This is a genomic window from Chryseobacterium sp. JV274, from assembly GCF_903969135.1.
Classification (GTDB): Bacteria; Bacteroidota; Bacteroidia; order Flavobacteriales; family Weeksellaceae; genus Chryseobacterium.
The window spans coordinates 2,382,759-2,408,350 of the sequence record NZ_LR824569.1 but is presented as its reverse complement, the minus strand read 5'-3'; the positions used below and the strand labels follow the sequence as shown (position 1 = coordinate 2,408,350).

26 protein-coding genes, 8 tRNA genes and 1 other RNA gene are annotated in these 25,592 nt (G+C 35.2%); 29 read left to right on the top strand and 6 right to left on the bottom strand.

All coding sequences use genetic code 11. From position 1 onward, the window contains the following. Positions 1-19 precede the first annotated feature (19 nt). The 5 genes from CHRYMOREF3P_RS11230 to CHRYMOREF3P_RS11210 all read right to left on the bottom strand — a co-directional run bounded on the left by CHRYMOREF3P_RS11230 (position 20) and on the right by CHRYMOREF3P_RS11210 (position 3,962). The gene (locus CHRYMOREF3P_RS11230; protein WP_180564648.1) at positions 20-778 is read right to left on the bottom strand and encodes a hypothetical protein; all 759 of its coding nucleotides are present in this window, start codon (positions 776-778) and stop codon (positions 20-22) included. 240 nt (positions 779-1,018) lie between these two features. Next, positions 1,019-1,336, bottom strand: coding sequence for a hypothetical protein (locus CHRYMOREF3P_RS11225; protein WP_180564647.1), 318 nt, complete (start codon positions 1,334-1,336; stop codon positions 1,019-1,021). A gap of 12 nt (positions 1,337-1,348) precedes the next feature. Next, positions 1,349-2,329 carry a hypothetical protein gene (locus tag CHRYMOREF3P_RS11220; RefSeq protein ID WP_180564646.1) on the bottom strand — a complete coding sequence of 327 codons (981 nt, stop codon included), beginning with the start codon at positions 2,327-2,329 and terminating at the stop codon, positions 1,349-1,351. 1 nt (position 2,330) lies between these two features. After that, positions 2,331-2,732: a hypothetical protein gene (locus tag CHRYMOREF3P_RS11215; RefSeq protein ID WP_180564645.1), complete on the bottom strand. Its 402-nt coding sequence runs from the start codon at positions 2,730-2,732 to the stop codon at positions 2,331-2,333. A 291-nt stretch (positions 2,733-3,023) separates the two neighbouring features. After that, the gene (locus CHRYMOREF3P_RS11210) at positions 3,024-3,962 is read right to left on the bottom strand and encodes a hypothetical protein (RefSeq protein WP_180564644.1); all 939 of its coding nucleotides are present in this window, start codon (positions 3,960-3,962) and stop codon (positions 3,024-3,026) included. 564 nt (positions 3,963-4,526) lie between these two features. Here CHRYMOREF3P_RS11210 and CHRYMOREF3P_RS11205 point away from each other — a divergent pair. Further along, positions 4,527-5,051 carry an antirestriction protein ArdA gene (locus CHRYMOREF3P_RS11205; RefSeq protein ID WP_180564643.1) on the top strand — a complete coding sequence of 175 codons (525 nt, stop codon included), beginning with the start codon at positions 4,527-4,529 and terminating at the stop codon, positions 5,049-5,051. Between the two features lie 178 nt (positions 5,052-5,229). Here the strand turns inward: CHRYMOREF3P_RS11205 and ssrA are convergent. Then, positions 5,230-5,628: a transfer-messenger RNA gene (gene ssrA / locus CHRYMOREF3P_RS11200) on the bottom strand. 269 nt (positions 5,629-5,897) lie between these two features. Here ssrA and rpsU point away from each other — a divergent pair. The 28 genes from rpsU to CHRYMOREF3P_RS11060 all read left to right on the top strand — a co-directional run bounded on the left by rpsU (position 5,898) and on the right by CHRYMOREF3P_RS11060 (position 25,586). Then, complete coding sequence (rpsU, locus tag CHRYMOREF3P_RS11195; RefSeq protein ID WP_047379266.1) at positions 5,898-6,095, top strand: 30S ribosomal protein S21; 198 nt, start codon at positions 5,898-5,900, stop codon at positions 6,093-6,095. Positions 6,096-6,173: 78 nt separating this feature from the next. Next, positions 6,174-7,061 (top strand): tyrosine-type recombinase/integrase, encoded by an 888-nt coding sequence (locus CHRYMOREF3P_RS11190; protein WP_180565774.1) that lies wholly within the window; start codon positions 6,174-6,176, stop codon positions 7,059-7,061. Further along, entirely contained in the window at positions 7,058-7,348 is a 291-nt protein-coding gene (locus tag CHRYMOREF3P_RS11185) for an HPF/RaiA family ribosome-associated protein (RefSeq protein WP_047386085.1), read from the top strand. Before CHRYMOREF3P_RS11190 ends, CHRYMOREF3P_RS11185 begins: the two co-directional genes overlap by 4 nt. A 109-nt stretch (positions 7,349-7,457) precedes the next feature. Next, positions 7,458-7,531: transfer RNA gene (locus CHRYMOREF3P_RS11180), tRNA-Thr, on the top strand. A 19-nt stretch (positions 7,532-7,550) separates the two neighbouring features. After that, a tRNA-Tyr gene (locus CHRYMOREF3P_RS11175) sits at positions 7,551-7,631 on the top strand. Between the two features lie 89 nt (positions 7,632-7,720). Next, positions 7,721-7,793: transfer RNA gene (locus CHRYMOREF3P_RS11170), tRNA-Gly, on the top strand. Between the two features lie 90 nt (positions 7,794-7,883). Next, positions 7,884-7,957: transfer RNA gene (locus CHRYMOREF3P_RS11165), tRNA-Thr, on the top strand. 20 nt (positions 7,958-7,977) lie between these two features. Next, positions 7,978-8,058, top strand: a tRNA-Tyr gene (locus CHRYMOREF3P_RS11160). Between the two features lie 86 nt (positions 8,059-8,144). Further along, positions 8,145-8,217 (top strand) — tRNA-Gly (locus CHRYMOREF3P_RS11155). Positions 8,218-8,259: 42 nt separating this feature from the next. Further along, positions 8,260-8,331, top strand: a tRNA-Thr gene (locus CHRYMOREF3P_RS11150). A gap of 260 nt (positions 8,332-8,591) precedes the next feature. After that, positions 8,592-9,272 (top strand): response regulator transcription factor, encoded by a 681-nt coding sequence (locus tag CHRYMOREF3P_RS11145; RefSeq protein ID WP_180564642.1) that lies wholly within the window; start codon positions 8,592-8,594, stop codon positions 9,270-9,272. Beyond that, entirely contained in the window at positions 9,273-10,637 is a 1,365-nt protein-coding gene (locus CHRYMOREF3P_RS11140) for an ATP-binding protein (protein ID WP_180564641.1), read from the top strand. A gap of 218 nt (positions 10,638-10,855) precedes the next feature. After that, positions 10,856-12,097 carry a TolC family protein gene (locus CHRYMOREF3P_RS11135; RefSeq protein WP_180564640.1) on the top strand — a complete coding sequence of 414 codons (1,242 nt, stop codon included), beginning with the start codon at positions 10,856-10,858 and terminating at the stop codon, positions 12,095-12,097. A 2-nt stretch (positions 12,098-12,099) separates the two neighbouring features. After that, positions 12,100-13,185 carry an efflux RND transporter periplasmic adaptor subunit gene (locus CHRYMOREF3P_RS11130; protein ID WP_180564639.1) on the top strand — a complete coding sequence of 362 codons (1,086 nt, stop codon included), beginning with the start codon at positions 12,100-12,102 and terminating at the stop codon, positions 13,183-13,185. Between the two features lie 70 nt (positions 13,186-13,255). Continuing rightward, entirely contained in the window at positions 13,256-16,354 is a 3,099-nt protein-coding gene (locus CHRYMOREF3P_RS11125) for an efflux RND transporter permease subunit (protein ID WP_180564638.1), read from the top strand. 254 nt (positions 16,355-16,608) lie between these two features. Next, positions 16,609-17,820 carry an elongation factor Tu gene (gene tuf, locus CHRYMOREF3P_RS11120; RefSeq protein ID WP_034687396.1) on the top strand — a complete coding sequence of 404 codons (1,212 nt, stop codon included), beginning with the start codon at positions 16,609-16,611 and terminating at the stop codon, positions 17,818-17,820. 54 nt (positions 17,821-17,874) lie between these two features. Next, a tRNA-Trp gene (locus CHRYMOREF3P_RS11115) sits at positions 17,875-17,945 on the top strand. Positions 17,946-17,957: 12 nt separating this feature from the next. Beyond that, the gene (gene secE / locus CHRYMOREF3P_RS11110; protein WP_045501119.1) at positions 17,958-18,164 is read left to right on the top strand and encodes a preprotein translocase subunit SecE; all 207 of its coding nucleotides are present in this window, start codon (positions 17,958-17,960) and stop codon (positions 18,162-18,164) included. 19 nt (positions 18,165-18,183) lie between these two features. Further along, positions 18,184-18,726 (top strand): transcription termination/antitermination protein NusG, encoded by a 543-nt coding sequence (gene nusG, locus CHRYMOREF3P_RS11105; protein ID WP_047379257.1) that lies wholly within the window; start codon positions 18,184-18,186, stop codon positions 18,724-18,726. A gap of 438 nt (positions 18,727-19,164) precedes the next feature. Next, complete coding sequence (locus tag CHRYMOREF3P_RS11100; protein ID WP_077418888.1) at positions 19,165-19,785, top strand: hypothetical protein; 621 nt, start codon at positions 19,165-19,167, stop codon at positions 19,783-19,785. A gap of 8 nt (positions 19,786-19,793) precedes the next feature. Continuing rightward, positions 19,794-20,441 (top strand): hypothetical protein, encoded by a 648-nt coding sequence (locus CHRYMOREF3P_RS11095; protein WP_180564637.1) that lies wholly within the window; start codon positions 19,794-19,796, stop codon positions 20,439-20,441. Between the two features lie 6 nt (positions 20,442-20,447). Then, a complete protein-coding gene (locus CHRYMOREF3P_RS11090; RefSeq protein ID WP_077418890.1) occupies positions 20,448-21,116 on the top strand; it encodes a hypothetical protein in 669 nt (222 codons plus the stop codon). A 267-nt stretch (positions 21,117-21,383) separates the two neighbouring features. Further along, positions 21,384-21,827, top strand: a complete 444-nt coding sequence (gene rplK / locus CHRYMOREF3P_RS11085) for a 50S ribosomal protein L11 (protein WP_047379251.1) — start codon at positions 21,384-21,386, stop codon at positions 21,825-21,827. Positions 21,828-21,838: 11 nt separating this feature from the next. Then, complete coding sequence (gene rplA / locus CHRYMOREF3P_RS11080; RefSeq protein WP_047099699.1) at positions 21,839-22,531, top strand: 50S ribosomal protein L1; 693 nt, start codon at positions 21,839-21,841, stop codon at positions 22,529-22,531. Positions 22,532-22,548: 17 nt separating this feature from the next. After that, complete coding sequence (rplJ, locus tag CHRYMOREF3P_RS11075; protein WP_047379247.1) at positions 22,549-23,136, top strand: 50S ribosomal protein L10; 588 nt, start codon at positions 22,549-22,551, stop codon at positions 23,134-23,136. 46 nt (positions 23,137-23,182) lie between these two features. Continuing rightward, positions 23,183-23,548, top strand: a complete 366-nt coding sequence (gene rplL / locus CHRYMOREF3P_RS11070) for a 50S ribosomal protein L7/L12 (protein WP_007845452.1) — start codon at positions 23,183-23,185, stop codon at positions 23,546-23,548. Positions 23,549-23,818: 270 nt separating this feature from the next. Further along, the gene (locus tag CHRYMOREF3P_RS11065) at positions 23,819-24,319 is read left to right on the top strand and encodes a hypothetical protein (RefSeq protein ID WP_077418891.1); all 501 of its coding nucleotides are present in this window, start codon (positions 23,819-23,821) and stop codon (positions 24,317-24,319) included. 130 nt (positions 24,320-24,449) lie between these two features. Further along, on the top strand, positions 24,450-25,586 hold the full coding sequence (locus CHRYMOREF3P_RS11060) for a hypothetical protein (protein ID WP_180564636.1): 1,137 nt from the start codon (positions 24,450-24,452) through the stop codon (positions 25,584-25,586). The last annotated feature ends 6 nt before the right edge of the window (positions 25,587-25,592 follow it).

The following is a 25,592-nucleotide window of genomic DNA, read 5'->3' as shown; positions in this document are numbered from 1 at the left end:
TTAAGATGATATATGGAGATTATTTTTTAGGAGTAAAGCTTATGAATTTTAAATCGGAAGCTGGATACGTTTTTACTTTGTTTTCACAATAATTCATAATAAAAATATAATCAGATGTTTTCTTAATCAGATATTGGCAACTATCGGTCTCTGATAGTATTTTTAAAGGTCTTCTTTCTTCTTTTATTACAATGTCAAATTTTAGTTTCTCTATTTTTCTATTTTCGGCATCATTGATAGCATATAGAATACAAAAGCTAGTAAAGCAAATTACACTTAATAGTAAGCCTTCAATCTTACTCTTAAATAGATAAACTAAAGTTGCTAATAACATAGTAAATGAAAGCCAAAAAATTCCTTCTTGTGGAATAGTTTTAAGCTTGTAAAAAGTAAATATTATTATTCCTAAGTATAAGATTGAAACAAGCAAAACCTGCCAATTCTTAAATTCCTCTCTTTCTTCATCTTGTCTAAAAAAATTAATAATTACTGATATTAGAGGTAATGAAGCACCAGCTATAAATAATATAACCATGTAGAATAAAATTCCTTTTTGATATAGTACTGTTATACAATCATTAACATTGAAGTATAATGAATCATAGCCAATTCCAAACTTAAACATATAGCTAACTAAATAGATAAATCCTGCAAAGGGTAAAACTGCAATTATTGGAACTAATTTAATTGATAACGGATTATCTAATGGTTTGTAGTTTTTTATAAGAATTAAATAAATTTTTCTTAAACTATTTTTTATAAGATTTGAAAATGGCATATTCTTTAGAAATATTTTATTACTATATTTTTGGTCAATATCGCTAAAACATTTTATTTATCTATAGGTATTTTTACGGTATTTTGTATTAGTAAGCTTACAAAGTTTTGATTTAAAGAGTTTTGATGTAGTAAGTAAAAACCTTGACAAATATTTGTCAAGGTAAATTATATTATTAATCATATTCGCAAATGAAAGCTGTGTTTTTGGTATTTAAATGAAGTTAGAGAATATCCAATATCATTTTGCATTATTGAAAGGATTTTTTCCTTCTCTCATAAAGACCGTACCCATTTTTTGATATTGGATAGACTGCCCCTTTACGCAAGCTGTATAAATTCCGCTTCCGAAACCATTTTGTGCTCTGATAATGGTTACTTCCTTTTCTTCAACTCCATTATCAATGGCTACAAATTTTTTCAGACGTTTGTTTTTGATTGGCTCTTTGAAATCTTTAGGCAAATCACATTCTTTTGCGGTTTCTTTAGATTTTTCTTCCTGTGCAAAAAATAATACTGGTGTTGATGCTAGTAAAAGTGTAAAAAATAGTTTTTTCATAATAAATAGTTTTTAGTTATAATTGTTGTCTCTTTTCTGTTCATTTTCCCAAATTTCATATTCGGCCTGCAATCTCTTTGCTTCTTCCCATTCTTCGGGAGTAATGCTTTTTAGTTCTTTAATAGCTTGTTCCTGTTCTTCTTTAGTCATAGTTTTTGGAGTTTGACTATTGGTGGTATTTCGGATTTTAGAAATCCTTTCTTTTTCCTGACTTGCTTCTGCGTAGCTGTCAAACCTCATCATGTATCTTTCAAGAATGTTTTTATCAAACAAGTAGGCATTACATTTAGCCTGTGTATTGTCTAAAATCATGTATTCCTCATCAGTGCTAATAGTATAAGGTGTTTTAAATATTCCTGTTACAATTACAGATTCTTTCCCGAAATATTTATCTTTTACCTTGAAGACTACAAACGAATGTTTTACGGCTATTTCTGGAGTGTTTTGAGGTATTGTTGAATTTGCATTGTTCGAGTTGATTTTTGCTGTGTCTATAGGTCTTATACAGTTTGTTATTGGCTCTTGTTTAGTCTTGTCACAACTAATTCCTAAAGTTGATAATATCAGAATCATAACCTTTAATTTGTACCTTTTGAAAAACAACGTGATTAACGTATAGACTAACCAAAAAAACAAAAGATATTTGTAATCGTTAAATACAGATTTTGCAAATAACAAACCTTTATTAAAGTAGCTTTTAAAATCCGAACCCTCAATCAGAAGTTCGCTACACATCATGCCGTTTGTCGGGAGGTTTATCCTTGTTCCAAAAGGTGTAGTTTGATGTAATGTACCTACACGTGTTGTAGTTGGGTCGTATGTCCCACTCAAAATAAGCTTTCCATTATTATCAGTAGTTGGTATATTCAAATTGGGGGTATATGAAAATGTGCTAAAATGTACTACTGCAAAAACAGTCAAAAAAGCTAATACAAAACCTATCAATATTGATTTAGGTATGTTTTTGTCTACTTGAATAGTTTTCTTTTCCATCTTAATAATATTCAGCTACTCCATCATTTGATATAACAATAATTCTCTTATAATCCTGAGATATAAATACATAAATGTTTTCTTTGGATGCGGTATTGTAGTATAGCGATTGTTTGAAAATTTTACCTGAAACCTCTTTATATCCTGATTTTTTTAATTCAGCTGCCCAATACATTTCTTCACCATTTTTATACACCGTAAAAATCTGTGTTCCTTTTCCATCAGCCGACAGTTCAAAATAAAATTTATAGGTTGAAGTATCATTTGAAATGACTTTGTATTGTGTTTTTCCGTCGCTGTCCGAATATTTTATACTTTCCTGTCTATTGGAGAAATAATAGTTTTGAGAAAAACAGAAAGTACCTAACAATACCATTGCTCCTGATAATAATAATTTTTTCATAGTGATTTTGTATCACCCGAGCCTAAAGTGTGGTTTTGCTTTGATTGTATAATAGAAAAAGGACGCAGGCTCGTAACTCTTATTTACCAATAGAGGCTCTGGTAAGCCATAAGGAATAAATAAGCGAAACCCACGTCCCGTAATATGGACGTGAGCGTTCAACTTATCATTCTACTCCTTATTTTGAATTTACCAGATTCCTATTGGTAGAATAATTATTAACGCTTTTTCGTTGTCGATAATGTATTAGATGCAAAAGTATGAAATTTTATAAATCATACTACAGTTGTTTTATAATTTTTCTAAAGCATCATTTATATCAAAGCCTCTACCTCTTGCAAAAGAGTTATAGAAGTTAATGATTATTTGATTTTTCAATGGAAGTTCTTCAAATATCTTTATTGATTTAGGAAATAGCCTGATATAATCAGTGGTAAAAATACTAAAAAATGAAACGGCTAATTGTAGATTAAATAATATCAGTTCATTTGTTTGTTTTTTGTCATTAAACATTGTAGCGAATTGAAATACTGATACATTTGAGGGATGGGAATACAAGGAAAAATATGTATAAATTTGTTCTGCGTTGTATTTTGTTATACCCATTGTATTAACTAAATCCTTCCATCTTAAAAAGCTTACCTCATTTCCGATAAACTCGATTAGATATTCTTTCTTATCAATTCGATTTTGTATCTTTTCTTGATTCCTTTCATTAAGATTTTTATATTTCTCATTATTTTTAATTTCTAAAACAATATCTTGCATTTGCTTAAGCTCAGTTTCAATCTTTTCTGTATTTTCTTTAGAACGCATAAGACTAGTAAACCTCTGTCTATATGCTAATCCTGCATGCACCCATAATAAATACAATATTTTTTGTTCATTACTGTCTTTTGTATTTATGAAAATCAAATTAAACATACCGGTCATTTCGTAAATACTCCTGACTAAGGAAGAAATTATTGTAGGGTCTATTATTTCACGTAAATGGATATTTTTATTTTTAAAATTAAGTCCATCTAGTGTATTTTTAAGGTTTGCGCATCGGGTCATCATCATTTGAAGCACTAATTTTGCTTCCTTATTCTCGATTAATTTTTCTTCATTACTGGTTTGGTCAGTAATTATACTTAAAAAAAAGCCCGTATAGATTTCTAATAAATCCTTACAATCCGAAATAGTATTAGGATTGAAAAAAGGTTCAAACTCATCTTTATTTAAATTCATAAGTGTGTGTTATTACTCAAATATACAAAATCCTATGTGGTGTTTTTAAGGTATGGTTAATAACATTTGAGCTTTTGAACGACTGAAATTCATAATTAGTTTTTATTTATAAGAATTTGATTAATATTATATGCCAGTTTACCCAAAACATTTTTACTAATTATGAGTTGAGAGGGAATGTGTAATAATAAGGTTATTATTTTTATACCAAAAAAATTAGTATAAGATACCTCCTATGCCGAACCTTTAAATCTTTGTGCCAGTTTTGAGTCTCTATCTACCAAGCAGATTTTATACCCCTATCAAATAGTTTTTTACAATATACCCCTATGTAATATTATTGTTTTTTTGCGTTCAGTAAAAAGTTTTTTATATGTGTTGATATTTTGATTATAAGTACTTATGATGCTTGTGTTTGTGGGTTTTTTGTTGTATATTTATACTGCTTTTGTAAGCCATTTTCTACTACGATATATCTCAATATATACATAAAAATGCCTAGAAGTATTTGGCGTACTACTAGGCGAATCAATAAATTTTAAATCACAGTTAAAATTTATCAACATGACAAATTTACGAAATTGTCTTGATACTGCTAGTATCTATTGTGGCACGTATGCCAAGTATAACAACGGAAGCCTTTATGGTAAATGGTTAAATCTTTCGGACTATTCCGATTATGACGAATTGCTTACGGAAATGTATGAATTACATGCTGACGAAGCCAACCCCGAATTTATGTTTCAGGACTATGAATGTCCGATTCTGGAAAAACTAGGATTATTGAGCGAATGTCATATATCAAAAGATATATATGATGTACTTGAACAAATCAATGATTCAGGACATGACGTAGAGGTTTACGAATCGTGTATAGATTGTTTGGGAAAAATGGAGTTTCAAAGTCTATATGAATATGTAAACAATTTTTATTACGGCGAATTTTCCAGTGATGAAGATTTTGTACAATGGCTTTATGAAGATGACACGTTTAATATTCCTAATTGGGTTGTAATTGATTGGGAAGCAACAATACGGAGTATAATGTATGATTATTTTGAAAGTAATGGGCATTATTTTAAATCATAGTATATTTGTATTATTATAAAACTATTGTATTCTCAAAATTCAAATAAGTTTAATTAAATTCAAACAGATTCAAAAAAGCATATTTCAAAAGTTCGGGTACAAATTTAGGTACAAAAATAAAAAAGAGAAAATGTAATTATTTAAAATTCAATAATTTACAAATTCTCTTTAGCTTAAAAAGTGGAGTTGGAGGGATTCGAACCCTCGTCCAAACAAGCAATACATAAGATTTCTACATGCTTATTCTACCATTGATTTTCGACTGAAGGCAGAGGGCAGACACCCAACTTCCAGCTTATCTTCTAAAGTTTTCGAATTTTAGCCGAAGCTTCTAAAATCTTATTCCCGCATTCCTATATCTCAGGATCAAACGCCGCAGAACAGAGCATTTGTGAGATATCTTGCTTCCTTACTATCTTCAGGAAAACGCTTGATCTACTATACTTCGATATTAAGCTGCAAGAGCGAACTCTTCGTTGCCAGTTAAAATTTTGTAGCAAGGGATTATAGAGATCGCGCTACGGTTCTCTGCATGCTTACTTACCCATTGGTCTTGCTGTCGAAACCAGTCAACCCCATGAATAAAGTGAATGCAAAGGTAATGCTTTTTGTTTATATTTCATTAATATGGGTGTTTTTTTAATGAGAAGAGATTGTAAAATAAATAATTTGAAGCGGTTAGCAATGAATGTTTAGTCATTGTGGATAAAAATATTATCATAGTTAAATGCTTTTAATAGTGGGTTTGTAAAGGGTTTTTAAATGAAAGAGTAATTCTTTGTGGTAATATATTTTGTATTTTAAGAAAAATTGTCTAGTTTTGCAATCCAAAATGAGATGTAAAATATGTTAATAATTCCAGTAAAAGATGGTGAATCCATCGACAGAGCTTTAAAAAAATACAAGAGAAAATTTGATAAAACAGGTACAGTTCGTCAATTAAGATCTAGACAAGCGTTTATCAAGCCTTCTGTAACTTTGAGACAATCAAGGTTAAAAGCTGCTTACAAACAAAGAGCACTTAGTAAAGAAGAGCAGGCTTAAGATTTTTTCTTAACCATATATTAATTCACTTCTTAAATTCTTATATTTGAGGAGTGAATTTTTATTTTTATACCTATGATGCTGGAAAAGTTTTTAGAATACTTACAATTCGAAAAAAGGTACTCTCCTCATACTGTTACAAGCTACAAAAAAGACCTTGAAGACTTCTCCCATTTCTTTCTCCGAACAGAGTCTTCTGACAATCTGGCCAAAGCAGACAAAAAAATCATCAGAAATTTCATTGTTGAACTGAGCGAAAACGATATTTCCAAAAGAAGTATCAACAGAAAATTATCTTCTCTACGTAGTTTTTATCTTTTTCTTTTAAAAATAGGCGAAATTAAAGTTTCTCCCACCGAAGGTATCTCTTCCCTGAAGTTTTACGCTGAAAAACAAATCCCTATGTCTAAGGAGGAAATGACAGATCTTAATGACAGGATCTTTGAGCAGATGCATGATGTGCTTGAAAAATGCATCATGGAAGTTCTTTATCAGACAGGTATGCGTAAAGCGGAACTTTGTGGCCTGATATTTGAGCATGTTGATTTATATGAAAATGAATTAAGAGTCATAGGGAAGGGAAATAAAGAAAGGGTAATTCCTGTCTCCAATGAACTGTCTGAACTTCTTAAAAGCTATCTGGCGATAAGAAATCCACAGACAGAATTTAAATCATATTTTTTTGTAAATAAGAAGGGGAAAAAACTCAACGAAAAATTTGTTTATGTGGTAGTTAATAAGTACCTTAGTCTTATAACAACGAAAGAAAAAAAAAGTCCTCACATCCTTCGTCATAGCTTTGCTACTCACGTATTGGATAATGGGGCGGAGATCTCCAAAGTGAAAAAAATATTAGGGCATTCAAGTCTTGCCAGTACTCAGGTCTATACGAATGCTAATATTGAACAATTGAAAAAAGTGTTTAATCAGGCTCACCCTCGAGCTTCAAAAAAAGAAGAATTATGAAGATTTCAGTACAATCAATTGGTTTAACTCCACACGAACCACTAGAGTCACACATTGACAAAAAAGTAAGTAAATTAGATACCTTCTATGACAAGATTCAGGAGTGTAAGGTATTTTTGAAAGTAGAAAATAACGCTGATAAAGTGAATAAAACAACTGAGCTTATTCTGGCGGTTCCGGGAGATGATATTGTAGTAAAAAAGACATCTGCAAGTTTTGAAGAAAGTCTAGACCTTTGTGTTGATACTGCTAAAAAGCTATTAATCAAGAAAAAAGAAATGGCGTAGAAAAAAAAGTTCAAAAAAGTTTATAAAAAATTTGAGAATTCAAAAAATCCGTTCTATATTTGCACTCGCAAAAAAGGAACAGCGATCTTTTGAATTCTTTTTTATATTTGCCTCCATAGCTCAGTTGGCCAGAGCACGTGATTTGTAATCTCGGGGTCGTGGGTTCGAATCCCTCTGGAGGCTCATAAAATATAAAATATCTGGGGAGATTCCAGAGTGGCTAAATGGGACTGACTGTAACTCAGTTGCTTCGGCTTCGTAGGTTCGAATCCTGCTCTCCCCACTTTATATTTTTATAAAAAAAAACTTGCAAGATTAAATAAGTTTTCTTAGTTTTGCACAGCGTTTACCAATGGTTTTGGAAACAAAATTGCGGAAGTAGCTCAGTTGGTAGAGCGTCAGCCTTCCAAGCTGAATGTCGCGGGTTCGACCCCCGTCTTCCGCTCAAAAAAATACCTCGATAAGAGTGTTTTTTTTTTAACACTGAAATGTGTAGAGTAGATTCTCTCAATCACTTTCAGTCTTTTATTAAAATGCCTCCATAGCTCAGTTGGCCAGAGCACGTGATTTGTAATCTCGGGGTCGTGGGTTCGAATCCCTCTGGAGGCTCATTTTAATATAAAATATCTGGGGAGATTCCAGAGTGGCTAAATGGGACTGACTGTAACTCAGTTGCTTCGGCTTCGTAGGTTCGAATCCTGCTCTCCCCACATTTTATATTATAATAAAACTTGCAAAATTAAATAAGTTTTCTTAGTTTTGCACAGCGTTTACCAATAGTTTTGGAAACAAAATTGCGGAAGTAGCTCAGTTGGTAGAGCGTCAGCCTTCCAAGCTGAATGTCGCGGGTTCGACCCCCGTCTTCCGCTCAAAAAAAAATCACGCTACTTAGTGTGATTTTTTTAGTTGATGCCGACTTAGCTCAGCGGTAGAGTGCTTCCTTGGTAAGGAAGAGGTCACGGGTTCAAGTCCCGTAGTTGGCTCTCGATTTTCCCGAATTTCTTCGGGATTTTTTTTTACCCCTATTTTTTGAAAACAAGAATGAAGTGATTGTGTCACTGAAGAAGTTTTATAGTTAAACACTTGCTTAAACAAAAGTGTAAATTGATTCCATTCCATTTTTTTCTCCAGATCATTTTTAATGTGTTAGGAGCAGGATATTGGGGTGCCGTGGAAATTTTTACTCCATCTTTAGAATCACAATCATAAAATTTTCGTTAAATTCGTGTAAAATAAATTTTTGATGAATATTCTTTTATTAGAAGATGATCTCATTCTGTCTGCAGAACTTTGCCGATTTTTAGAATCAAATAATTTTAACTGTGATAAAATCTACGACGGGGAAACTTTTCTCCGCCAGATAAAAAATAATACTTATGAGCTGTATTTGCTCGATATCAATGTTCCTAAAATAAATGGGCTTGATGTCTGCCAGACAATCCGTTCTTTTGATAAGAATACACCAATCATTATCATTTCTGCCTATGGAGATATCTCTGATAAAAAGGATGCCTTCACCAGACTGGCTGATGATTATCTGGTAAAGCCTTTTCAGTTTGAAGAGCTTCTTTTAAGAATGAATTCACTGCTGAGAAGAAAAGCACCTTCCGATAATTCAGATCAGGATATTCTCAGAATTGATGATCTTATTATCAACAAGACCGAGCAGAAGGTTTATCGTGGAGGAAATGAAATCCCCCTTACATTAAAAGAATTTCAGCTGCTGGTTTATCTTGCGGAAGCGCAGGGAAGAACGGTTTCAAAACAGCAGATCACAGAACATGTTTGGGAACATAATTTTAACACGAATACCAATACGGTAGAAGTTTATATCAATTTCCTAAGGAAAAAGATTGACAAAGACTTTAAAATAAAACTGATCCATACCCGTTCAGGTTTCGGATATTACCTTAGCCCATTATAAATGTCTTTAAAAAGGAAGATAGCTTTAACGATCAGTATCGCCTTTTCATTACTTTTTGGAATGGTGATGGCGGTCATTTATTTATCTTTTAACGATTTCAGAAGAGATGAATTTAAAGAACGCTTCAGGCAGAGACTTGAATTTACTTCCCATTTCATTTCCAAATCTAAAGACTTTGAAGAGGAAGCTCCGGTTTTCTTTAATGAAAATTCAGATAACATTCTTTTGAATGAAAAGATTTTAATTTTCAATGAAAAAAAAGAGCTGATCTACAGTACCATCAAAGACCGGAATGTCACCTGGGACAGTGCGATGCTTAAAGAACTGGATAAAAAGAAGATTATCTATACGGAAAGAACAGTTCCGGAGATCTATGCCGCACTCAGGACTATTAATGGTGAAAACTATTATATTCTTACCAGTGCCTTTGATACCAATGGAAAATCGAAGCTGGGGTTTCTGAAATACCTTTTGATTACCGCTTATGCCATGAGTACCCTTCTTATTGGCTTTTTCAGTTATTATTTTGTTGAAAAATTCCTTCGTCCGCTGGAAGACCTGAACAAAGAGATTTCTGAAGTGACGGCCCATAAACTTACAACACAGATACCTGTTGAGCAGTCTAATGATGAAGTCAGTGTGCTGGCAAAATCATTTAATACAATGATCGGAAGGCTGGATGATGTATTTCAGTCACAAAAGGATTTTACGGCAAGTGCTTCCCATGAGATCAGGACCCCTATAACAAGAATGGCATTTCAGCTGGAGAACCTCATAAAATTTGAAGAACATTCCCCGGAAACCCTGTCTTCTTTACAACAGATTCAGCGGGATGTATATCAATTGTCAGATTTGACGAATTCACTTTTGCTGCTTACAAAATTTGATAAAGAAAATATTCAGAGTATTTATGAAGAGGTAAGGATTGATGAAGCCATCTTTGAGGCTTTTGAAGCGGTAGAGAAAAGTTATCCACAGCTTAAGCTGGATTTTCTGATTAATGAAGAGGGTTCCGAAAATGCTTTTCTGATGATAAAGGGAATTCAATCGCTATTGGTCATTGTCTTTATTAATCTCTTTAAAAATGCAGCAGTATATTCTGACAATTCAGAAGTGAATGTCTTGATTACCGAAACGAATGATACCCTTTCTGTAGAAGTTCTTTCTCATGGGAATACTATTTCCGAAGATGAGCAGACCAAACTGTTTGAAGCTTTCACTAGAGGAAATAATGCTCAGAATATTGCGGGATCAGGTTTAGGACTTAGAATTGTCAAAAGGATTCTGGAATATCATGATGCTGATATCATATATTCTTCCCCTCAGGAATATATTAATAAATTCACTCTAATTTTTAAAAAATAATATTCAAAAGCAACTGGTCTCAAATGCAGTTGCTTTTTGTTAAACTCCAGATTAAATTTTTGAATAAAAATTCAACTATTGGAGAATAAAACACCTGTTCAACTGCTGTTTTCTTTCTTTGAAACGTCCTGTAGAAGGAGATTTTAATATTTTTTTAAGCACCATTTAAGTTTCTTTTAATAGCATCAGAGCAATTTTGTAATTTAAAAAGAAAAACAATGAACAGAATTGCAGTGCTGTGTCTCGCCGTTTCCTCATTCATGGCAGCACAACAGCAGATGTCTCTTTTGGATTGCGAAGAAGCCTTTCAGAAGAACAACCTCCAGCTGCTCGCCGAACAATACAACATCAATATGGCTGATGCAGATATTCTGCAGGCTAAAATCTGGGAATTGCCACAATTAAGCGGACAGTTCAATGCTTACAATCCTCAGGATAAGAAGATTTTTGATGTAGGACGCTCAAAAGGAGCAGGAATTACTCAATTGATCTATATGGGTGGTAAAAAGAAAAATGAAATTGCTTTTGCCAGATCCAATAAAGAACTTGCCCAACTTCAGTTTTCCCAACTGTTGGCAGATTTAAGATCTCAGCTTCGTTCCGCCTATTTCAACCTTTATTACGAAAAACTAAAACTGGAGAACACCAATAAGCAGTTAGGGTATATGAATGATCTTTTAAACGCTTATCGTGTACAGTCCGCAAAAGGAAATATTTCCCTTAAAGATGCTGTCAGGTTACAGAGTATTGTGATCCAGCTGAATCATGATAAACTGGAGATCAATAAAAATATTCTGGATTTTGAACAGAATCTGAAAGTTTTAACAGGTGTTTCGGAAGAAATAGAGCCAACGATGTCTGAAGCTGAAGCTAAAGAATCTCTGGCTGCGCAGCCTTTCGGAAATGAAGAAGAACTGAAAAGTAAAGCGCTGGAAAATAATGCAGATTACCAATACAATCTGAAACTCATTGATAACAGCAAGTTATATGCACAATGGCAGAAATCCTTAAATGTTCCGGATGTGACCGTAGGTGCTGCATGGGATCAGGCAGGCGGAACTTTCAATAATGAAGCGAACCTTACCTTAGGAATTCCTTTGCCCTTATGGAAAGCGAATCAGGGGAATGTGGTAAAAGCAAACTATGCTATTCAGCAGAATCAGAAAAATGCTGACTTTCAGAAACTGACCCTGGAAACCAAAGTGCAGTCTGCTTATAAAACCTGGAAAGCTCAGTATGACCAGCTTTCGGACATCAAAACTACAGATCTGCAGAATATGGATCTTGTATACAATGGAATGCTGAATAATTTCAGAAAAGGAAATGTCAACCTGATTGAATTCACAGACTTTATGGATAGCTACAGGGAAACAGCACTGCAGATCTATGATATGAAAAATGAGATCATGCAGTCAGCGGAACAGCTCAATCAATTAGTACAAACGAAAATCTTCTATTAATCATGAAAACATATATTATCCCCGTATTGATGGCCCTTTCATTATTGGCCTGTTCAAAAAAAGAGGAAGAGAAAACCAATCACGTCAAAAAAGGATTTGAGTTGAGCAACACGATGCTGAATTCTGTTTCCCTGGCCAAAGTTGAAAAAAAGAATATAGAAGATGAATATAGCTTTTACGGAAAGATCTCTGCCGATAAAAATAGTTATATAGACGTTTACCCGTTGGTAGGAGGAAACGTGATGAGTGTAAATGTAGAGCTGGGTGATTATGTGAAAAAAGGACAGGTACTGGCAACAATCAGGAGTACCGAGCTTGCAGAAATTCAAAAAGATGTAAGCGATGCAAAAACAGATCTGGTAGTGGCGAAAAATAATCTTCGTGTTGCAAAGGAGCTGTATGAAGGAAAGCTAAACACTGAAAGAGATGTCCTGGAAGCCAAAAGCCAGTTACAAAAAGCAGAAGACCAGTTGCAGAGAGCAGCGGCAGTAAGTACGGTTTATAATGTGAAAACCGGAAATATATACAGTGTTGTAGCACCCATCAACGGTTATATTGTTCAGAAAAGTATCAATAAAGATATGCAGCTGAGAAGTGACAGAAGTGATAATATCTTTGATGTTGCCAATACAACTAACGTTTGGGCCATTATGAATGTTAACGAATCGGATATTGATAAAATCAGTCTGGGAATGAAAGCCCAGGTGTCCACTCTGTCTTACCCGGATAAAGTTTTTGACGGGAAAATTGATAAAATATTCAAAATTATTGATCCGCAAACCAATGCCATGCAGGCAAGAGTGGTATTGGATAATGCTAATGGACTCCTCATTCCGGACAGTAAAGCAACTATAAAAGTTTCCAGCCTGGAAAGCAATACGATGCTGACTGTTCCATCCAAAGCAGTGATTTTTGATGATAACAAAAGTTTTGTAGTGATTTTTAAATCCAGAACAGATGTGAAGGTCAGAGAAATTAAAGTATTAAAGCAGGTAGGTGATGTCACTTATATTTCAGATGGTCTGAAAGAAGGAGAAGAAGTGATTACCAACAACCAGCTGCTGATATACCGCTCTCTGAACAGCTAGCCTTACTTAAACCATTAAGAATATTGATATTTTTCTTTAACGGCTTTTTTAGGTCATCAATTTATCTATCATGAATAAATTCATAAAAAATATAATCGCTTTTTCACTAAAAAATAAAGCATTTACCTTTATCTGGGTAGCGATTCTAGCCATCTCCGGTTTTATAAGTTTCAAAAATATGCCTATTGAAGCTTTTCCGGATGTAACCAATACTCAGATTGTAATCATTACCCAATGGAATGGGCGCAGTGCAGAAGAAGTAGAACGTTTTGTCACAACCCCCATCGAATTGGCGATGAGCCCGGTTCAGAAAAAAACAAGTGTGAGAAGTACCACCATGTTTGGTCTTTCCATTGTTAAAATTCTGTTTGACGATGGAGTGGAGGATACTTTTGCCAGAAATCAGGTCAACAACCAATTAAGAACCATTAGCCTTCCTGATGAGGTAGATCCTGAAGTACAGCCACCCTACGGGCCAACCGGTGAGATTTTCAGATATACACTGGAAAGTAAAACAAAAGATTCGAGAGCGTTGCTTACTCTGCAAAACTGGGTGATAGATCGTGCCTTAAGAGGAGTGCCGGGTGTTGCTGATATCAATGTTTTTGGAGGGCAGGATAAAGTTTTTGAATTAAGTATAGATCCAAGAGCATTGGATAAATACAATCTGACTCCGCTTCAGGTATATGATGCTGTCACTAAAAGTAATCTTAATGTAGGAGGTGATGTTATTGAAAAAAACGGGCAGGCCTATGTAGTAAGAGGAATTGGATTGGTGAAATCAGTGGCCGATATCGGAAATATTACTATTCAGAATGACAGTGGAAACCCTGTTCTGGTAAAAAATGTAGCAGAAGTTCATGAAAGTTCAATGCCTAGAGTAGGACAGGCTGCCCTGAATCATCATGACGATACGGTGGAAGGAATTGTTGTCATGAGAAAAGGAGAAAACCCAAGGGAGGTTTTGGTAGGAGTGAAGGCTAAAATTAAAGAGCTTAACGAAAAGATACTCCCAAAAGATGTCAAAATGGTTACTTTCTATGATCGTGAGAATCTGATGGATTTTACAACGCATACCGTAATGCACAACCTTATTGAAGGAATTGTACTGGTAACGGTAATTGTTTTAATTTTTATGGCCGACTGGAGGACAACACTGATTGTTTCCATTATTATTCCGCTATCCTTACTCTTTGCATTTTTATGTTTAAAGCTGGCCGGAATGAGTGCCAATCTGCTTTCATTAGGAGCGGTAGACTTCGGGATCATCATAGACGGAGCCGTCGTCATGGTAGAAGGACTCTTTGTAATGCTTGATCATAAAGCGAAACGGTACGGAATGGAGAAGTTTAATAAATTGGCAAAAGGAGGCTGGATCAAACAGACCGGAACCGGATTAGGAAAAGCGATCTTCTTTTCAAAATTAATTATCATTACTTCTCTGATTCCTATTTTCTCATTTCAGAAAGTAGAAGGAAAGATGTTCTCTCCTTTGGCTTTTACCCTGGGATTTGCATTAATTGGAGCATTGATATTTACATTAACTCTGGTTCCTGTTCTTTCCCATATCCTTTTAAATAAAAATGTAAGAGAAAAAAATAACCCATTTGTTAATTTTTGGGACAGAATTGTTTTAAAAGGCTTTAATTTAACATTTAAGCATAAAAAGACGAGTATGATCGTTGCTATCTCTTTCCTGGCAGTTACTTTATTTTCCGGGAAATTTTTGGGAACAGAATTCCTGCCTCAGCTGAATGAAGGTTCACTTTGGATCACTGCCGAAATGCCGATGAGTTCCTCATTAAAAGAATCTCTGAAAACAGCAGACCTTTTAAAGAAAGATATTATGAGCTTCTCAGAAGTCACAGATGTTCTGGCACAGACGGGGAGAAGTAATGACGGGACGGACCCTAATGGATTTGGATTCGTACAGTTTGCGGTCAACCTTAAGCCAAGAGAAGAATGGAAGCGTAAGATCACCTATGATGAGTTGATTAATGAAATTGATAAAAAGCTCAGAAGCTATCAGGGAATTACTTTCAATTATTCCCAGCCGATTTCAGATAATGTAGCAGAAGCAGTAGCCGGTTTTAAAGCAGAAAACGGAATCAAAATCTATGGTGATAACCTGGAAACTCTGGATAAAATAGCCAATGAAGTTTTATTAAAAGTTAAAGATGTAGAAGGGGTAAAAGACCCCGGAATTATTAAAAATATCGGCCAGCCGGAAGTAAGTGTTGTATTGGACAGGGATAAAATGGCGGCTTACGGCGTAATGCCTGCAGATGCACAGGCTGTATTGGAAATGGCTTTTGGTGGAAAAACCGCTTCAGAAATGTTTGACGGTGAAAGAAAATTCCCGATCCGTCTGCGTTATTCACAGGAATACAGAACCAATGAGAATGATATTGCGGCTTTGATGGTTCCTACACAGGATGGAGCAAAAATCCCTTTAAAAGAAATAAGTACCATTGTTAAAGATAACGGAGCTGCATTTATTTACCGGGACAATATCAAGCGATATATTGGTGTTAAATTTTCAATCCGTGACAGAGATTTGGGAAGCACTATTGCGGATGCCCAAAAAAAAGTTGAAACTATTGAGCTTCCGGATGGTTATTCTGTAGGATGGACAGGTCAGTTTGAAAACCAGCAGCGGGCCTCTCACAGATTGACGCAGGTAGTTCCCGTGAGTATTCTGATGATTTTCTTTCTGTTGTTTATCTTATTTGGAAATATGAAAGACTCTCTTCTGGTATTGGCGAATGTACCATTTGCTTTAATAGGAGGAATTATCGCTTTACACGTTACCGGAATCAATTTTGGAATCTCTGCGGGAGTAGGTATGATTGCTCTTCTGGGTATTTGTATTCAGAACGGGGTAATTCTTATCACAGAATTTCATCAGAACGTGAAAGATGGTCTTGATATAGATTCCGCCATATTAAATGGGGTGAAATCCAGAACCAGACCCGTAATTATGACAGCGCTTATGGCCTCTATCGGATTGATGCCGGCAGCATTGTCTACAGGAATCGGGTCAGAATCTCAAAAACCTCTGGCGATTGTCATTATTGGGGGGCTTATTACAGCTACCGTGCTTACACTGCTTATTTTCCCAATTATTTTCTGGATATTCAACCGGACAAAAAAGCTCAGCCATATGTGATTTTTCTTTCATTTATATATTAGTAGAGCCTGGAATATTCTGTATTTCAGGCTTTTTCATAAAAGGTTTCAGAAAGTTTTTTTCAATCAGGAAAAATATGTAAATTTGCAGTCTCAATACGTTGAAATATAAGGTTTGTCCTTCATTGGAAGAGAATATTGAAAGTTTTTTTAATAAAAAGTTTTTGGTATTTAAAAATTCATTATATTTGCACACCGAAAATTTGAAAAACAATAAATAAATAATTTTAAATCATGGCAAAGGAAACGTTTAATCGTAACAAACCACACTTGAACATTGGTACTATTGGTCACGTTGACCATGGTAAAACTACTCTTACAGCTGCTATTTCTGCTGTATTAGCTAGCAAAGGTCTTGCTGAGAAAAAAGACTTCTCTGCAATTGACTCTGCTCCAGAAGAAAAAGAAAGAGGTATTACTATCAATACTGCTCACATCGAATACGAAACTGAAAAAAGACACTATGCTCACGTTGACTGTCCAGGTCACGCCGACTATGTTAAGAACATGGTAACTGGTGCTGCTCAAATGGATGGAGCTATCGTAGTATGTGCTGCAACTGACGGTCCAATGCCTCAGACTAGAGAACATATCCTACTTTGCCGTCAGGTAAACGTACCTAGAATCGTTGTTTTCATGAACAAAGTTGACATGGTAGATGATCCAGAGTTATTAGAGCTTGTTGAAATGGAGCTTAGAGACTTATTATCTACTTACGAATTTGACGGAGACAACTCTCCAGTAATTCAAGGTTCTGCATTAGGAGCTCTTACTGCAGCTACTGCATCTCCTGCTAACACAGAAGATAAGTGGTTCAAGAGCGTTGAAGAATTGATGGATGCTGTTGATACTTGGATCGAGCAACCACCAAGAGATACTGAAAAGCCATTCTTGATGCCAATCGAAGACGTATTCTCTATTACAGGTAGAGGTACTGTAGCAACTGGTAGAATCGAGGCTGGTGTTATCAACACTGGTGATCCAGTTGATATCGTAGGTATGGGTGACGAAAAATTAACTTCTACTATTACAGGAGTTGAGATGTTCAGAAAGATCCTAGATAGAGGTGAAGCTGGAGATAACGTAGGTCTATTGTTGAGAGGTATTGAAAAAACTGACATCAAGAGAGGTATGGTTATCGCTAAGAAAGATTCAGTTAAGCCACACAAAAAATTCAAGGCTTCTGTTTATATCCTTTCTAAAGAAGAAGGTGGACGTCACACTCCATTCCACAACAAGTACCGTCCTCAGTTCTACGTAAGAACTACTGACGTTACAGGTGAGATCTTCTTACCAGAAGGTGTAGAAATGGTAATGCCTGGTGATAACTTAGAGATCACTGTAGAATTGTTACAACCAATCGCTCTTAACGTAGGTCTTAGATTTGCGATCAGAGAAGGAGGTAGAACAGTTGGTTCAGGTCAGGTTACTGAAATCCTAGACTAATTATCTTAAAATAAATAAAGCTTCCGAAAGGAAACTCTCGGAAGCTTTTTATCTACGGGCATCGTCCAATGGTAGGATACCGGTCTCCAAAACCGTTGATCAGGGTTCGAATCCTTGTGCCCGTGCAAATATAAATTATGAGTTCATTTGTCGATTTTTTAAAAGGTTCTTATAACGAATTCAGGCATAAAGTTGAATGGCCAAAGTGGGCTGACCTTCAGTCATCTACTATTGTAGTGACTATTGCGACAGTGATTCTGGCTCTATTTACTTTTGGAGTTGATGAATTGTTTTCTAAATCAATCAGCAACATCATTGGAATGCTAATCAACTTGTTCAATTAATTAAAAGTATTTTCCCATAATGAGCGAATTGAAATGGTATGTGCTGAAAGCAATCAGCGGACAGGAAAATAAAGTGAAAAACTATATTGAGACAGAAATCAAACGTCTAGGGTTTGATCAGTACGTTACTCAAGTGGTTATTCCTATGGAAAAGGTAATTCAAATTAGAAACGGAAAAAAAGTTCCTAAAGAGAGACCTTACTACCCTGGATACTTGATGATTGAAGCTGACCTGATGGGAGAGATTCCTCACGTTATCAAGAATATTCCTGGAGTTATTTCTTTCCTAAGTTTAACTAAAGGAGGAGATCCTGTTCCAATGAGAAAATCAGAGGTTAACAGAATGCTTGGAAGAATGGATGAACTTTCAGAATTTGCAAGCGATGTTGAAATTCCTTATGTAGTAGGTGAAAACGTTAAAGTAATCGATGGACCTTTCAACGGATTCAACGGTACAGTTGAGAAGATTCTTGAAGACAAAAAGAAAATTGAAGTTTCTGTATTGATCTTCGGTAGAAAAACTCCAATGGAACTAAGCTACATGCAAGTAGAAAAAGTATAATAATTACTTATAAAATATAAAAAAAGACTGCTATTAAGCGGTCTTTTTTGTTTTTATATACTCGCTTTACATTGTTGTTTATAACAGGTGAGGTTTACCCTATCGCGAATTATATTTTTTTAATTTTCTTTACAATTGCTTTTCTGAAATTTTTATATTCTCAACTGCTGTTGTTTATTCCTATAAAGATCTTTGCTTTAATTCAGTTATCACTTTATTGGGAATAAAGTTGTTTTTGCAGATCAGATTTCTTCTCCTATTCTTGATTTACTTTCAGATGGCATGCTTCTTGCAACAACATGGTAATTAATCCCAAAATTTATATTTTTTATTTCATACACTGTTTACAGGCGTATGTCTATTGTATGTTTTTAACTAAAAAATGTAAAATTTGGATTAGCTATTCAAAACACAAGCCTTATATAAACACATAATCCAATGACAAAAATTATTTCGATGGTCATTCTGGTGGGTACGTCCGTACTCGCGAGTGCGCAGGTTGGTATCAACACTGCGAATCCTGAAAAAGAACTTACCGTAAACGGTACAATGAAGACATCAGGAGTTGTTTTCAAGCAGCCTATGGAGAAATTGAAAGCGGATGAGAATTACACTTTCATTATCAAATCTCCAGCTCCGGAAAACAAAATTACGGCGTACAACGATTCCTTTGTACCCAATTCTCCGGCACCAATTAATCTTATTCAATTTAAAATTACCTGTGATCCTTCAGATAAGGATTGGGTAAATCAATTTGACACAAAGATTAATTCCAGTAAATTTTTGGTGGTAATTTCTTCTTTTGGATTTACGCAGCCTACAAGAACTTTTACAGCAGACTGGGTGACACCAATGCCTCAGATCTTTGCTTATTCTTCAGGAGGAACATGGAAACTTAAGGCAGATTATCAAGGATTCGCTCCTGATAACTCTTTCCCTACAGGAATCTGGACACTGAATTTGCTGGTATTTGACAGATCATATGCCAAAGATTTCAACTCAACGCAAAGCCTTAATGCTTCAACTACAGGTGCTGCTGCAGCTCCATTAATTCAATAAGACACACTATGAAAAAAATTATTGCGATACTCTTTATGGGTTTTGCTGCTTTAAGCATGCATGCTCAAGTAGGAATTAATACTAATACACCTAAGGGAACTCTCGATGTAGAAGGAGAAACACTGGTAGAGTCCTATTTAATAGATACTGAAAATACGAAGGCAAGCGGAAACTATCTTCTTCTTACCCGTTCAAAAGATACATCACCGGTAGGTAAAGTAAAGTTGTTGGACATATCGCTCCGTAATGTAGCCCCTGTAAATATGTATAATATTGTATTGAAGAATGTGAGACAGGATGAAGTTGTGAATCTCAATACAGGATTAGATGTAAGTAAATATGTTGTGGCCATTACAGGTGCTGTTTTTACAGGAGCGGTGTCGGCAGCTAATACGACAACCAACCCCAAATCATTTGGATCTTATTCTACTGAAGTTACTCAGGTCGTAAGTGGGGGTAAAAATTACCATGCAGTCAATTTAGCTTTTAAAGGCGCTGGAACTGTTTCAGCCCAAAACGGAACCTGGACTCTTACTCTGAATGTTTTTGAAAAGTCACTGGTTAAAGACTGGGGAACTTTCAACGGTTCTGTTTCAGCATCAGCTTCGCCTGCTTATTCAGGAGTTTCAACCAATACGCCTCTAGGGCTTCAATAAAAAAATATGAAAAGAAAAATTTATATCACAATAATCATGTGCCTTGGGATTTTTTTTAATGCCCAGCAAGGAAAAGTAGGAATAAACACAGCAAAACCTACGGAAACACTTGATGTTAACGGAAAGACTTATACAAACTCTCTATATTTAAGAAATCCGGGAGAACCTACCATGACGGGAGGTAGCTTTTTAGCAACTTCACAAAATGGTTTGCAACTGTACGATCCGGCTTTGGAGAGTAGTGGATTATTCAATTATCTTAAACTTACTCTTACAGGAGTATCCGGAACAGGAATCGCAGATTATGATACCAAAATTGATGCAAACAATTTTCTGGTTATACTTCATAACTATTCATTTAAACTGAATGACGGTACTACCAATGTAATGCTTGATTATGGAGACAATGGTGTGAATGATAACAAACAGGGATCACCGGATGTTGTTGCTTTCAAAAGTAACGGTACGTGGCATATTAGAGCAAGATTTACTGACAGCAGGATTCTGGCAGTGAGTTCAGCCACTCCATCAAGAACTTATAACAACTTTACGGTTGATCTTTATCTGATGGCCTATAGAAGACTGATTGAAAAACAAAATATCAGCGATATCAATGCTGATCTTGGAGGAAATGACGGTTCTACCCAGACGATTAATAAACCAGCAGGTTTTTAATAAATCTTTTCCTTTAAAAATATATAAAACGGCTATTTAATGTAAATAGCCGTTTTTGTTTCTCATGATAGCATTCAAAATATATTGCAGGGCTTTATGATTTTTTTTTCTTAAACTTTTTAAAAATCAGCAATTTCCGTTTGCTAATTCAAAAATATTTTATACTTTTGCAGTCCAAAAAGTAGGTTTATTGTTATGTGAGTGCATAACCTGCTGAATAATAAATGCTTCCAAACTCATTAATTATTCAAATTTAAAAAACAAACAATGGCTAAGAAAGTCTTTAAAATGGTAAAGCTTCAGGTGAAAGGTGGCGCAGCTAACCCTTCTCCACCAGTAGGTCCAGCATTGGGTTCTGCAGGTGTGAACATCATGGAGTTTTGTAAGCAATTTAACGGAAGAACCCAAGATAAGCCAGGGCAAGTTTTACCTGTAGTAATTACAGTATACGAAGACAAATCTTTTGAATTCGTTATTAAAACTCCACCTGCAGCAATCCAGTTAATGGATGCAGCTAAAATCAAGGGAGGTTCTGGTGAACCAAACAGAAACAAAGTAGGTTCTGTAACTTGGGAACAAGTAAAGAAAATCGCTGAAGATAAAATGGCGGATCTTAACTGTTTTACAACAGATTCTGCACTTTCTATGGTTGCAGGTACTGCTAGATCTATGGGATTAAGAGTAACAGGAACTAAACCAACTAACGCTTAAAACTTAAAGAAATGGCAAAATTAACTAAAAAGCAAAAGGAAGCTTTAAGCAAAGTAGAAAAAGGAAGAATCTATAACCTTGAAGAAGGTTCAGCTCTTGTAAAGGAGGTGAACACTACAAAGTTTGATGCTTCTGTAGATATCGCTGTAAGATTAGGTGTAGACCCAAGAAAAGCAAACCAAATGGTAAGAGGTGTTGTATCTCTTCCTCACGGTACTGGTAAAGATGTTAAAGTATTAGCTCTTGTAACTCCAGATAAAGAAGCAGAAGCTAAAGCTGCTGGTGCTGACTATGTAGGTCTTGACGAATATTTACAAAAAATCAAAGAAGGTTGGACAGATGTTGACGTTATCGTTACTATGCCAGCTGTAATGGGTAAATTAGGTCCATTAGGTAGAGTATTAGGTCCAAGAGGTTTAATGCCAAACCCTAAATCAGGAACTGTAACAATGGAAATTGGTAAAGCAGTAACTGAAGTGAAAGCAGGTAAAATTGATTTCAAAGTAGACAAGTATGGTATCATCCACGCTGGTATTGGTAAAGTATCTTTCGATGCTGCTAAGATCAAAGAAAATGCGCAGGAATTGATCTCTACATTGATCAAAATGAAGCCAACTGCTGCTAAAGGAACTTATGTAAAAAGCATTTATTTGTCTTCTACAATGAGCCCTGGTATTGCAATCGATACTAAATCTGTTAACTAATATAAATCCTTAAGACAATGACAAAAGACCAAAAAGTTGTAGCAATACAAGAGATCAAAGACTTGCTTCAGGATGCAAAAGTAGTATACGTAGCAGATCTAGACGGTTTGAACGCTGCGAAGTCTTCAGAATTCAGAAGACAGGCTTTCAAACAAAATATCAAAGTGAAAGTTGTAAAAAATACACTTTTACAAAAAGCAATGGAGCAAATTGAAGGAGTAGATTACTCTGAAATGTTCCAGACTTTTAAAGGAAACTCTGCATTAATGATTTCTGAGACTGCAAACGGTCCAGCTAAATTAATCCAAGGGTTCAGAAAGAAAGAAGAAAAGCCAGCTTTAAAGTCTGCTTTTGTTCAGGAAACTTTCTACGTTGGAGACGAAAACTTATCTGCACTTGCTAATATCAAGTCTAGAGAAGAAATGATCGGAGAAATCATCGGATTACTTCAATCTCCAATTCAAAGAGTTGTTTCTGCTCTTCAAAACAAACCTGAAACTGTAGAAGCTAAAGCTGAAGAAGCTGCTGCTCCTGCTGTAGAAGAAACTCCTGCTGAAGCTCCGGAAGCTGCTGCAGAAAGCACTGAAGAAACAAGTGCTGAATAATTACACTCAAAAAATTAAATAAATAATCAACAAAAACATTACAACAATGTCAGATTTAAAAAATTTAGCTGAAACGCTAGTAAACTTAACAGTAAAAGACGTAAACGAATTAGCAACTATCCTTAAGGATGAGTACGGAATTGAGCCAGCTGCTGCTGCTGTAGTTGTTGCTGCAGGTGGTGGAGAAGCTGCTGAAGAAAAAACTGAATTCGACGTAATTCTTAAGTCTGCAGGTGCTTCTAAATTAGCTATCGTTAAATTAGTAAAAGATTTAACTGGTGCTGGTCTTAAAGAAGCTAAAGATATCGTAGATGGTGCTCCTGCTCCAATCAAAACTGGTATCTCTAAAGACGAAGCTGAGGCTCTTAAGAAGCAATTAGAAGAAGCTGGTGCTGAAGTAGAATTGAAATAATTTCAATTTTATTATAAATATAGAAGCCTGGGCAAATGCCCGGGCTTTTTTGTATGTAAGTCTTTATAAATGTGTGTGTTATTTTATAATAGTATTTGAATATTATTGGTTCTTTCTTTGTTATATTTTAATATTATTATTTATTTGATAAAAATTAACATAATATTTTATTTGTATTTTAAAATTTGTTTATTTTATTTAGTTTTTTACTAATAAAGTATTGTTTTGGTTGAAAAAATATTATATTTGTACCGAAAAAACACAACATAATTGGATAGAAATTATTTTCTTTCCTACGGCCACAAGATTACACTTCTGTTGCTTCTGGCGGCTATAGGAAAATTAAATGCTAAGTTTATACCTGATACAATGAGCAAAGCTCAATTACGGTATTGTACAGCTATAAATAATCATCCGCAGGGATGCTTAGCCGATGTTTCAGTTTATCTGTCTGAAGCAGGAAATGATGTGGCGGCTGCAAACAAATTGTCTGCTGCTCAAAATGAAACTTTTGCATTCTATTGCAATAGCCTGCAATACAATTTTTCTTTTTTTAATAATAGCAATCTTCAGTTTTTCCTTCTTAGAGATATAAAATTTGTCGCTGTTTGGGCTAATTGGTATTATGATTCGTTCTCTATCTGCAAAGAACATATATTCCTGACATTTAAAGAATTCCGAAAGTTCAATGCCAGTTCTTTTAAACTTGTTGATGGCTTTAAGTTTATTATTAAAATTCCTGATAAATTAATCCATTCTTTTATCTCCTAATATTTCTAACAATTTTATGCGCCTTCTTACAGTACGATCTGTTATTTCATTTATTATTCGAATGAGAATGCTCGAGAATTGCCCTTTCAAAAAAACACATATACATAAAAAACAGCAAATATCATTAGACATGAAAAACAGATTATTTACCATCGCTCTTTTATCAGTTGGTTTACCAGTATTAGCACAGGTTGGGATTAATACAGGACAGGCTCAGGCAACCTTTGATATAGTAGGATCACCTTCCAATCCCGGTAAACTTGATGGCGTTATTGCGCCAAGGCTTACAGGTGTACAATTAAAAGCTAAAAACTATACAATAGCCCAAACAGGAGCCATAGTATATGTTACCTCAGTTGAAGCTGCACCTTCCGGACAGACCGTTGATGTTGTTTCACCAGGGTATTATTATTTTGATGGAATCAAATGGGGAAGCATAAGTGGGAACTGGCGTACAGTAGGAAATGCCGGCACAACAGCAACAACGGCAGCTTTAGGAGCAGATATAGGCAGTGGGAATTATTTAGGTACAAATGACGGTCAGAATTTGGTCTTGGCTACTCAGAAAAACGTAAAAGGAATATTAGATACTAATGGAACTCTGCAAGGGGGAAATTCCAATTCTGCAACAGGTCCTTACGCTTCATTTACTTGGGGATCTAATAATATTCTTACCAACAGTACCTCTTCAAATATTGCATTGGGAAAAGACAACTCTGTCTCTGCGCAGGGTAATTTTCTTGCGGTAGCTATTGGATTGGGAAATACAGCGAATAATGGTGCTAAAGTAATAGGAAATAGTAATAGCGCTACAGGGGCTAATAATTTAGTATTTGGAAACCTGAATACCGTAACAGGACTCACAGGACTCACTATTGGGAACAATCATATAAACAGCGGAGGAATTGCTATCGGAAGCGGAAATACAACATCAACAAACAATGTAGCTGTTGGTTCGGCAAATACGGCAAGCGGTACAGAAGCTTTTGCAATAGGATTTTCGGGTCAGGCCACTGCAGGACAGATGGTTTATGCCAACAAACAACATGTTTTCTTTAATAAAAGCAACGGAACAGACACAATATTGGGAATCAATATGATTCCTACTGCGGCTACATCTACAGGAGCTGCTGTTCAGATGAAGGGAATTGCTTCCGGTGGGGGTGCATCATGTACGGCTGCTGAAGAAGGCGCAATCCGATATAATACAACCATTAAAGCGCATGAAGGCTGTAATGGATCTACCTGGAAAGCGCTTTATAATTAAAAAATA